General features: G+C 37.7%; 7 protein-coding genes and 1 pseudogene. 5 read left to right on the top strand and 3 right to left on the bottom strand.

Going from position 1 to position 9,950, the window contains the following annotated elements; all coding sequences use genetic code 11:
- Window positions 1-787: 787 nt before the first annotated feature.
- Together glyA and mazE are read left to right on the top strand one after the other, a co-directional pair.
- Window positions 788-991 (top strand): annotated as a pseudogene (gene glyA, locus CLV38_RS12870) (serine hydroxymethyltransferase); the annotation flags it as partial.
- Between the two features lie 680 nt (window positions 992-1,671).
- Complete coding sequence (gene mazE / locus CLV38_RS12880) at window positions 1,672-1,845, top strand: type II toxin-antitoxin system PemI/MazE family antitoxin (protein WP_106196312.1); 174 nt, start codon at window positions 1,672-1,674, stop codon at window positions 1,843-1,845.
- 150 nt (window positions 1,846-1,995) lie between these two features.
- On the opposite strand, the gene CLV38_RS12885 is transcribed toward mazE, so the two are convergent.
- Both CLV38_RS12885 and CLV38_RS12890 read right to left on the bottom strand, forming a co-directional pair.
- A complete protein-coding gene (locus CLV38_RS12885; protein WP_106196314.1) occupies window positions 1,996-2,397 on the bottom strand; it encodes a hypothetical protein in 402 nt (133 codons plus the stop codon).
- Between the two features lie 237 nt (window positions 2,398-2,634).
- Window positions 2,635-3,996, bottom strand: coding sequence for an FAD-binding oxidoreductase (locus CLV38_RS12890; protein ID WP_106196317.1), 1,362 nt, complete (start codon window positions 3,994-3,996; stop codon window positions 2,635-2,637).
- A gap of 247 nt (window positions 3,997-4,243) precedes the next feature.
- Between CLV38_RS12890 and CLV38_RS12895 the strand changes: the two genes are divergently transcribed.
- The 3 genes from CLV38_RS12895 (at window position 4,244) to CLV38_RS12905 (ending at window position 8,489) form a co-directional block, all read left to right on the top strand.
- Window positions 4,244-5,080 (top strand): ZIP family metal transporter, encoded by an 837-nt coding sequence (locus CLV38_RS12895; RefSeq protein WP_106196319.1) that lies wholly within the window; start codon window positions 4,244-4,246, stop codon window positions 5,078-5,080.
- A gap of 401 nt (window positions 5,081-5,481) precedes the next feature.
- Entirely contained in the window at window positions 5,482-7,914 is a 2,433-nt protein-coding gene (locus tag CLV38_RS12900) for a PAS domain S-box protein (RefSeq protein WP_106196322.1), read from the top strand.
- A 29-nt stretch (window positions 7,915-7,943) separates the two neighbouring features.
- Window positions 7,944-8,489, top strand: coding sequence for a uracil-DNA glycosylase family protein (locus tag CLV38_RS12905; RefSeq protein ID WP_106196324.1), 546 nt, complete (start codon window positions 7,944-7,946; stop codon window positions 8,487-8,489).
- Here the strand turns inward: CLV38_RS12905 and CLV38_RS12910 are convergent.
- Window positions 8,484-9,326: an SDR family NAD(P)-dependent oxidoreductase gene (locus tag CLV38_RS12910; RefSeq protein ID WP_106196327.1), complete on the bottom strand. Its 843-nt coding sequence runs from the start codon at window positions 9,324-9,326 to the stop codon at window positions 8,484-8,486. The genes CLV38_RS12905 and CLV38_RS12910 overlap by 6 nt on opposite strands.
- Window positions 9,327-9,950 lie beyond the last annotated feature (624 nt).

Below are 9,950 nucleotides of genomic sequence, written 5' to 3' on the forward strand. Positions count from 1 at the left end.
AACAAACAAGAGAATCGTAAGAAGGTTCATTTAGTTAAAATCTACTTCGAGAACGCACTATTTTGTAGAAAAATTCCCAATTTTTCCAAGAACGATTAATTTATTCAAGAAACCAGCTTAAATTATAGAGCTATGAATTATTCAGGAATTATGCAGATATTAACATTTGTTGTCCATGAGAATTCAATACTTTTCTCTATCAAGGCATAGAGGTAATAATATATTGAACCACCTTTAATAATAAACTTAAGGTAATGGAGATAATAGATAAGCAAAAAATAACAAATGGGATGATCTTTAGTTTTTTATTACTTGGAATGTTTATAACAGAAAATGAGACTATAAACAAACCTATACAGCTTACTATAAGCAGTAATATTAGTATGTTAGTAGTATAATTTTCAAGAGTAATCATCAAATAAAGTAAAAGAAATAATTGTAGTAACAAGAAAATAGCCCTACTAATTTCTATATTCTTTTTAATCACAAAAACCAGCCTTTCTTACTTATTTAAAATTAAATTTAATTTTATTGTACTTTAATTCATAAAAAAAGTAAATAGTGAAATTAATCACAAAACCTATGATAAAAGTATGTATTTCGAATTCGAAAAAGTTTTTGAGTAGGTTAAAATTACTTAAAAAAAGAGCAAATCGAAGCTTTATTAGAAAAAGATTGTATTGCTTTCATAGGAGATAGATTTTTTTATAGAATCAAATCAGTGTTTCTGCTACTTTTTAATACAGATTTTAAAGAAAGGTATTTATACTAAGAATTTATCCCTCTTTACTCAAGTCGTCTTTCTTTAGAAATATGTGGCATCCGCATTGGAACACCAGCAATCACTTCACGAGGATTTAAAGAAGAGGAGTGCAGAAAAGTTGCCGAATTGATTGTAGATACACTGACAGCAAAAGAAGATGAAGAAAAACTGGCTCAAGTAAAAGAATCGGTACGTGAGTTAACAAGACGTTTACCGTTGTATAAGTAAAAAAATAAAAATTATGAATACGGAACCCCTCTCTCAATTTAGAAGAGGGGTTTTAAAGTTGAATCTATAAAATTAACGTTAATAAAAACTTAAAGAAAAATTCGGTATTTTGGAGGTTATCAAATGGGGATTTTGTTACACTATTCACAAATATACAATATATTCAGAAGGGACTTACAGATATGAATGTTATGACAATTTTAAAGCTTTTAACAGTTTTGGCGATACTTGTTTCTGGACTAATCGTGAAAAGGAGAATAGGAAATCGACAATTTAATTATTGGGTGCTATCTCTTCAAACACTGACACTCGCCTTATATTTTACCGACACGTTCTCACGAATAGGAGTATCCTTGTTTACTTTTGATACTATTTTCTGGAGTATATTAGCCCTCGGTATAGTTTGTACAGTTGACTCAATGAGGATTGTTACTCGTTTAGCACTAATAAATATATTGATGAATTTTGTATTATTTAATCTTGTTGCTTTTTTTCTTGGCCATGTGTAATAAAGAAATATTTGAAATAATAAATAAGAACATTATAGCACTAAGAAAAGCCATCCTTAATTGTTCATAAAAAAGATGGTTGTTAGCTTATTATTTAGGTATTTTTTGAATGTTTTGATGTCGGCGACATTCAAAGAAAAGGATGAAATTTAATGAAAACTAGGATATAAGATTGTCTTAACAGTGCCTGCTAAATTTAACATTTTACCAGATCAGGAATTTATAGCTATTAAAGGAGAGTTGGGAAGTATTACGTATGTTCCAAAAATTAAAAACATCTTCAAAGAAGCAATTGAAACTAATGAAGACTTACGTTTTAAAGATGATTTTAATGAGGATACTTAAGGGGAAGAGATATCATGAAATGAAGTCCTTATTTAATCATCAGGATATTCTGTCAAAGCATAAAAAAAGTGGTCAATAGCTGACCGCTTTTCATGTTGAACAGATATTAAAATAATCCTGTGAATTTAGATGATAATAAACCCAATAAAATCAGATCGTTTGATCCTCGTCATCCAGTAAATAGATATCCGTACTCAGTTCCAGATCATTCTCGTTATCGCGGAAAAGTCTGGGACCTAAAATCTCCAGCTCATAGACTATGTCATCCACTTCTATGCGAAGCGTCTCCTCTGTATGTACTATATCGTATTCTTCATATAGCTGTTCTGGTACAAACGGAAAAGGATACTCAGCCACAAAAGAATGTGCATTGCGTATTTTCATACCTTCAGATTGAAAAGTGATCTTAGGAGAATCCATTAAATCAAAGCTGAAGGTACCTTCTTCCTCAAGAATGCTGTCGATATCTACACTTTCTTCTTGAGTACAGCCAGTTAAGAAGATAAAACTGGAAAATCCTAATACTACTAGTTTTGAAATACTTATTTTCATATGTTTATTCCCCCTGTGATTATATTATAGCATAAATTTATATATATGCGTGTACAAGGTGCATTGTAATAGTTCTATATAAAGATCTAGTATTCACGAGTATTGTATCCTATGGTGAGTACCGAATTGAAATTAGATTATTCAAAATACAAAAAGTCGGCCTCTAATTTTTCTGAAAAGAGGACGACTTCTACATTATATTTTAGTTATATGTTCAAAAAATCCTTTAATAACGGCTTAAAATATTTTCCCGGGATTCAGTCGGTTATCTGGATCGAACACCTTTTTAAGGGCACGCATGTATTTCAGGTTCACTTCATCAGTCATGCTTTCCATGTATTCTTTTTTGACGATTCCTATGCCGTGTTCGGCTGAAGGGAGTCCGCCTAAATCAGCGACTTTCTGATATAAGTCTTTAAGCAAGGCAGCTCTTTTACGTGTCCACTCTTCTTCACTCAAGTCGTCTTTCATCAGCAGGGTATGCACATTTCCGTCTCCGGCGTGACCAAAATTCAAGACGTTCAGTCCATGTTTTTCCTGCATCTGCTTGGTGGATTCGATCAGTTCGGCAAATTTGTTGATTGGAACCACTTCATCCAAAAGTTCAAACTCGGTAAAGACCGTCAATCCGAGCAGGATATTGTCTCTTAACGCCCAATTTTTCAGAGCTTCTTCTTTTGTTAGGACATGACTCTCCAGAGCGGTTTCTTGAGCGATCTGTTCGATCAGTTCCACGCGTCCGACAAGCTCTGTCTGATTATTTCCGTCTAATGTCATCAGAAGATAGGCTTGACCTACTTGAGATTTCAAAGGATAGCCTAAATTCTGTTCAGCATAATGCAGGGCCTGACGTTCGAATAATTCCACGCCTGAGGGATCAGCACCACTTGTTAAAATTGCGAGCGTCGCATCAGTTGCCTGCTGGACAGTATCGAATGCGAGTAAAAGTGACACACTGGCTTTGGGTAGAGGAATCAGTTTCAGTTTGATTTCTGTTGTGATCCCTAAAGTCCCTTCTGACCCTATAAATAGATCCTTCATGTCGTAACCTGAACTGCTCTTGATATTTTTACTACCTAGCGTCATCGTTTCACTGCTTGGAAGGACAACGGTCATTTCTCTAATGTAATCCCGAGTCGTCCCATATTTAACCGCACGCAGTCCACCTGCATTTGTCGCCACATTTCCACCGATCGTTGAATGTTTGGATGCAGGATCTGGCGGGTAGAAATACCCTTTGCTTTCTACATAATGATGTATTTCTCCAACCAATGTCCCAGGTTCAACTGTCAAAGTCAAAGTCTCTTCATCCAGTTCAACTATTCGATTCATCAAATGAACATCAATGATCAATTCATTTCCTTCAAGAGGTACTTGTGCACCAGCCACCCCTGTTCCTGCTCCTCGAGCCAGAATATGAAGGTCCTTTTCAATTGCGAAGTCGACCAGCTTAATGATTTCTTCCTGCGTTTTCGGAAGGGCAACGGCATACACTGGTTTAATATTTTTAACATAAGTATCGTGATAGTAGTTTTCTGGAACAGTTCCCCCTATGAATAGGCGTGACGGGACTGAAATAATCTCTGTAAGGTTTAACATGTGATTCCTCCTCGTATAATAAGTTTGTATAGAAAGCGTTTTATTTCTAACACAATCTTAACTGAATCCAGGGAGGAAAGTCTAACAGAAAAATCAAAGTCGACTAATAGGGTACAATCATCCATGAATTGAAACTATTCGTATAAAATAAGGTGATGAATTGACTTGTGCATGACAATACAAATGAGATTAATTAACGTGTATAATGGAGGGGACAAATACTACATACAAAGAAAGAGGAATTAGAATGTGGAACTGGTTTATAGATTTAAGTCCAACTATCCAGACACTGTTGGCGACACTGTTTACGTGGGGAATGACAGCGGCAGGGGCTGCGCTGGTTTTTACAGCAAAGAGAGTAAATCAGCGGGTAATGGATGGGATGCTGGCGTTTGCTGGTGGAGTGATGATTGCGGCAAGTTTCTGGTCACTTTTACAGCCGGCGATCGAGATGGCTGAAGGAGGTCCGCTTCCATCATGGATTCCGGCTGCAGTCGGGTTTATGACGGGAGGATTTTTCTTATGGGGGGTGGACAAGTTACTGCCTCACTTGCATCCGGAACTCATTCAGTCAGGATCTAGCGTAGACAAAACAGAAGCAGAAGGAAGGAACCCTGAAAGTTACCGCAGAAGCACATTACTGGTCTTGGCAATCACATTGCATAATATTCCAGAAGGATTTGCAATCGGTGTCGCATTTGGCACAATGGCTCTGACAGGAGATATGTCTCAACTGATCGGAGCAGTGACGCTGGCGATTGGTATGGGTCTGCAGAACTTTCCGGAAGGCACTTCCGTATCGATGCCTTTAAGACGGGAAGGGATGTCAAGAGGACGGGCATTCTGGTATGGACAGCTATCCGGTTTTGTTGAACCAGTGTCAGCCTTGCTTGGACTGTGGCTGGTGTCACTCATACAGCCGCTGCTTCCTTATGCACTGGCTTTCGCAGCAGGAGCAATGGTCTTTGTAGTAGCGGAAGAAGTGATACCGGGTTCTCAGGAAAATGGGAATAAAGATTTGTCTGCTATATGGCTCATGATTGGATTTACGGTGATGATGGTGCTGGATGTGGCTTTAGGGTAGGAACAGGAAGCATTTGAATCTCAAGTTACATTTTTTGAATATAAAATGTAATCAAGTAAGATGTGCAAAGCTGTCCTCTCGGCAACTGCTTCTTGTACAATTAATGAATAAGTTTATATGCACGATAAGGGGAATGCTATTGGCATTCTTCTTTTTTGACTATGCGATTAATAAAGCTCTAAGAGGGGCATCGAATCCGAAAGTTAAATAATCTGCGGAAGATAATACTATAATTATTCCATTAGCCTATAGTTCAACTATGATATAATAAAACAAATAGAAATTACATATATACATCTTTATATTACCTTTTATGATTTACTATTAAAATTTGAATAAATGGCTTACGGTAGACTTCATAATTTAATTCTAAATGCTTATACAAAAGGAGAGCTAAAGGAATGAAACAGGTTCTAAGTAAGATTATTAATGGTGATTTGGCCTTTACTACGATGTTTGATTTTGTAAAAGATCTGGTCTTTTTAATGGAAGTCAGAGGAAGCTCTTACCACTATATTTACGTAAATCAATCTGCATTCAAAGTTTTAAAATCAGATGACAGCATTTACGGGCGTAAGCTGGAAGATGTTCTGTCCCTTGAGCAATATATGGTGTTAGCCCCTAAATATGATCAGGTTCAATCCACACTTAAATCAGTAGAGTTTATAGAGGAATCATCAGTTAGCGACAAAGTGACTTTTGGTGAAACATCGCTGAATCCGATTGTGACGGAAGAGGGAGATTGTCGGTATATATTGGCGATTGTTAGAGATGTTACGGAAATAAAGCAAGAAGAGCAAAAAACAAGAGCAAAAGAAAAAAGGCTGGATTCTCTTGTTAAATACAATAGAGAGGCTGTCTTTGAGTTTAATCTTGACGGGCGATTTGTTAGTGTCAATGATAGGGCCATGGAAATTTCAGGCTACGAGTATGATGAGTTTATCGGACAGTCATTCAAACCCATAGTGGTGAAGAAGTACTTAGCAGATGCGGTTAAACTGTTTGAAAAAGCGCTTAGCGGAACATCGGCAGAGTATGAAATAGCCATACACCATAAAAAAGGTCACCAAGTGTATTTACTGATCAATAAAATTCCGATTATTGTTGATGACATGCTTGTCGGTATTTATGGAATAGCAAAGGACATTACCAAACAGAAAAAGCTGGAGTATCTTTTACAGGAAAGCGAACAACGGTATAAATCATTATTTGAGAATCATCCGGATGCGATTTTTACCTATGATACAAAAGGACATTTTATTAGTGGGAATGCGGAAGTAGAAAATCTTTCTGGGTACACGAGAGCTGAGCTGCTAGGTAAGAGTATCGAATCTTTAATTGAACCAGTGGATGTAGATAGAGCATTAAATTATTTTAAAAAAGCTGTCACAGGGAAGAAGTCTCAGCGCTATGAGACTTCCGGGAGAAATAAGAACGGAAGCCGTCTGGATTTGTCGGTTACAAAAATTCCTATAGTTGTGAATAACGATGTGGTTGGTATATACGGTGTAACGAAAGATATTACTAGTGAAAAAAGACTACAGAAGGAATTAATTGAGAAAACCGAAGAGCTGGAAGCTTTCTGGAATAATTCAGTAGATCCTATTTTTCTTGCAAATAATAACTTAGACATTGTGCAATGTAACCCTGCCTTTGAACGGTTATTCAATTACAAGATAGAAGAATTGCCCGGGCTGAAAAATGAACGAATCCCCTTTGAACTTGGTGAAGAAATAGAGGAAATCATTACTGAGTGTATCGGAAATGGGAAGAATATACTTCTTAAAGAAACTAAGAGACGGACTAAAAATGGGGACCTGCTGGATATACTGGCGTCTTATACGCCTGCATTAGATAAAGATGAAAAAGTAACGGGAGTGTACGGATTTTACAAGAATGTAACCCATTTAAAAACGATAGAGAGAGAATTAAAAAAAACACAGGAGAAATTTCAGCTTATTACAGAAAATGCGTTTGATGTGATTACATTAACGGATTTTTCTGGGCTGATTACTTACGTGTCTCCTTCAAATGAAATGATATTAGGGTACAAATATGAAGACTACATTAACTATTCCTACAGAAATTTTATCCATCCAGATGATCAAGAGACCTTTGGCAAAAGACTCGAGGCAATGAAGATAGAAGACCATCTTTCAACGGTAGAAATTAGAATGCGCCATAAAAAAGGACACTACATTTGGATGGATATTTCAACTTCTACTATTCTTGAAGATGGCCAAACTAAAAAAGCAGTGATGATTGCTCGAGATGCTACTGAGAGAAAAGATCTTCAAAATCAGCTGGAAAATGCAGCATATTATGATTATTTGTCTGGACTGCCAAACCGGAGAGTTTTCGATGATAAACTAAATCAAGCAATAATTCAGGCGAACCGTTTAAATAAGAAAGTTGCTATATTGATGTTGGATGGACAAGGGTTTAAACAAATAAATGACACGTACGGTCATGATGCTGGAGATGCTGTTATTAAGGAAATGGCCAGACGCTTAGAATCGTCTGTTGAGAAAAATGCAACGGTCACACGCAGAGGAGGAGATGAAATGGCTGTAATAATATCTGATATTGAGTTTTTGAAAGAAGCTGAAGATACTGCTAAATGTATTATACAGGCACTCAATGAACCTTTCTATTTTAATGGAATAAACATTCAGATAGGAGCAGGAATCGGCATTTCCCTTTATCCTGATGATACCGATGATAAAAAACGGTTAGTGACATACGCTGACAGAGCTTTATATCAAGCTAAAGAAGCAGGGGGGAGCCGTTACAGACTGTATCAGAACAATTCAGTTGAAAGGGGGAGAGACTGATTTTTTTTGAAGAAATCAAACAAGCGATAATGGCAGACCCAATGAATGAATCATATACTAAGAAAGGAGTTCCGCCACTGTTTAAAGCTTCTAAAGAAGCGCGTATCGCTATTGTGGGTCAGGCTCCGGGCCGTAAAGCGGAAGAATCGCAGTTGTTCTGGAATGATTTGAGCGGGGATCGGTTGCGAGAATGGATGGGGATCTCACGAGAGACTTTTTATGAGACTGATTATATAGCGCATCTCCCTATGGATTTTTACTATCCGGGTAAAGCAAAATCTGGAGACGTTCCCCCACGCAAAGGGTTCGCAGAAAAATGGCACCCCCAGTTGTTAAAGGAGATGCCAGACCTTGAAACGATTATTTTGATTGGGAATTACGCTCAGAAGTATTATTTGGGTAAACGGCGTGAAAAAAACCTGACGGAAACTGTCCGACATTTCGAGCAGTACCTGCCTGAGTACCTGCCGCTGGTTCACCCGTCTCCGCTGAATTATGGCTGGATGAAACGAAATCCATGGTTCGAAATAGAGGTCCTGCCCACACTGAGAGCATTGGTCAATAAGAATTTATAATGCGTTTAAGTGCAATTCTTCAAGCGTAGCATCGATAAATTCTCTACGCATCTTGAAGTCGCTGCCGTGTTTTTTGACCGGGGCGACTTTTCCTTCGTCAGAATAGACCCCAGCATATTTATCAGGCTCTTCAACAGCTGAGACAACCGACTTGCATCCTTCATCGATAGTCACAAAAAATGGATCCAGCAGTTTAAATACTAAATCGCCTAAGGCTTTACTGACGCTGTCTTTCCCAATGTTTGTCGAGACCATGCCAGGGTGCACTGCAGTCGCTCTCAATCCTTCACGGGAATACTGTTCATGCAGTTCCTGAGCGAGATACAAAGTGCCCAGCTTAGAGCGTCCATATCCACTGATGGGGTTGAAACGTGTCGGTTTAAAGAAAGGTTCTTTCGCAGGCGCGAACTTGTATGCACCAGACGAAACCACAACAATCTGCTTGCGTTCGCTGTTCATGACTAATGGCAGTAGTTCATGGGTCAGAAGAAAGGGGCCAATGTAATTGGTTGCCATCATGAGTTCATACCCGTCGACACTCTCTTTTTTAGAAGCTGAGACCATCCCGGCATTATTGATCAGACAGTCGATGTGGTCGTATTGCTCTTTGATGTGATCTGCGGCTTGCTGAACGGAAGATAATTCACTTAAATCACATTTGATAATGTCGATTTTTAATTCGGTATTCAACTCTGTCAGCTCTTTTTTGAGCAACGTTCCTTTTTCAAGATTTCGACACAGTAATAATACACGATCAAATGATGTGGCTAACACTTTTACAGCACCGCGACCGATACCGGAAGTAGGGCCTGTTATAGCTAGAATTGTTTCAGTCATTTATCTTCCTCCTGTTTTCTGTAATGTTCACCCACTCTATTTCTCTATCCCTTTCTTTCTCAGCATTAACCTTAGCTGCGTAGATGCACGGGATTCGTATTTATAGCGTATAGACTTCTGATATTCATCATAAATGTTCATCTTTAAAATCCCCCCAAATATAGGCATAAGCTACAGTTTATTATCCAAGCATTTCAAGCAGTTTAATCGTCATCAGAATTGAGTCTTTTCTCTACCACTATTCTTGAAAGAAACGCAATGGGCATTGAGATGAAAATCAGCGCATTTACAAACATGATACTGTTTGAAGTGATTAACCCATCTTTTATAAGTGGTGAATAAGGTGAAGAAGATAGATATAAATTAACTAGACCTAGTAAAAAGAAAACGGAATACATCTTAACACTTTGATGTCTTGTAAAGTAGGATCCTTTATAGACGTTCATTACTATGGAGTAGCCGGCAGCAAAAAACAGCAACAACATGAACTCTAAGTATTTTGTTTCTGCCCATTGGGTATCCATAAAAAGGGAGTGTCAATAATTTTGTGTAAATGAAGACTACCTTCTGTAAACTTTATTTAACTCCGGGCTGATCTCTCAAACAATTTCGCTAGTTCCGATT

The sequence above is a fragment of the Alkalibacterium olivapovliticus genome (genome assembly GCF_003003275.1).
GTDB lineage: Bacteria > Bacillota > Bacilli > Lactobacillales > Carnobacteriaceae_A > Alkalibacterium > Alkalibacterium olivapovliticum.

Excerpts from the sequence above, each read along its gene's own strand:
- CLV38_RS12885 (WP_106196314.1), bottom strand. The coding sequence starts at position 2,397 with ATGAAAATAAGTATTTCAAAACTAGTAGTATTAGGATTTTCCAGTTTT.
- CLV38_RS12890 (WP_106196317.1), bottom strand. The coding sequence starts at position 3,996 with ATGTTAAACCTTACAGAGATTATTTCAGTCCCGTCACGCCTATTCATA.
- CLV38_RS12895 (WP_106196319.1), top strand. The coding sequence starts at position 4,244 with ATGTGGAACTGGTTTATAGATTTAAGTCCAACTATCCAGACACTGTTG.
- CLV38_RS12900 (WP_106196322.1), top strand. The coding sequence starts at position 5,482 with ATGAAACAGGTTCTAAGTAAGATTATTAATGGTGATTTGGCCTTTACT.
- CLV38_RS12905 (WP_106196324.1), top strand. The coding sequence starts at position 7,944 with ATGGCAGACCCAATGAATGAATCATATACTAAGAAAGGAGTTCCGCCA.
- CLV38_RS12910 (WP_106196327.1), bottom strand. The coding sequence starts at position 9,326 with ATGACTGAAACAATTCTAGCTATAACAGGCCCTACTTCCGGTATCGGT.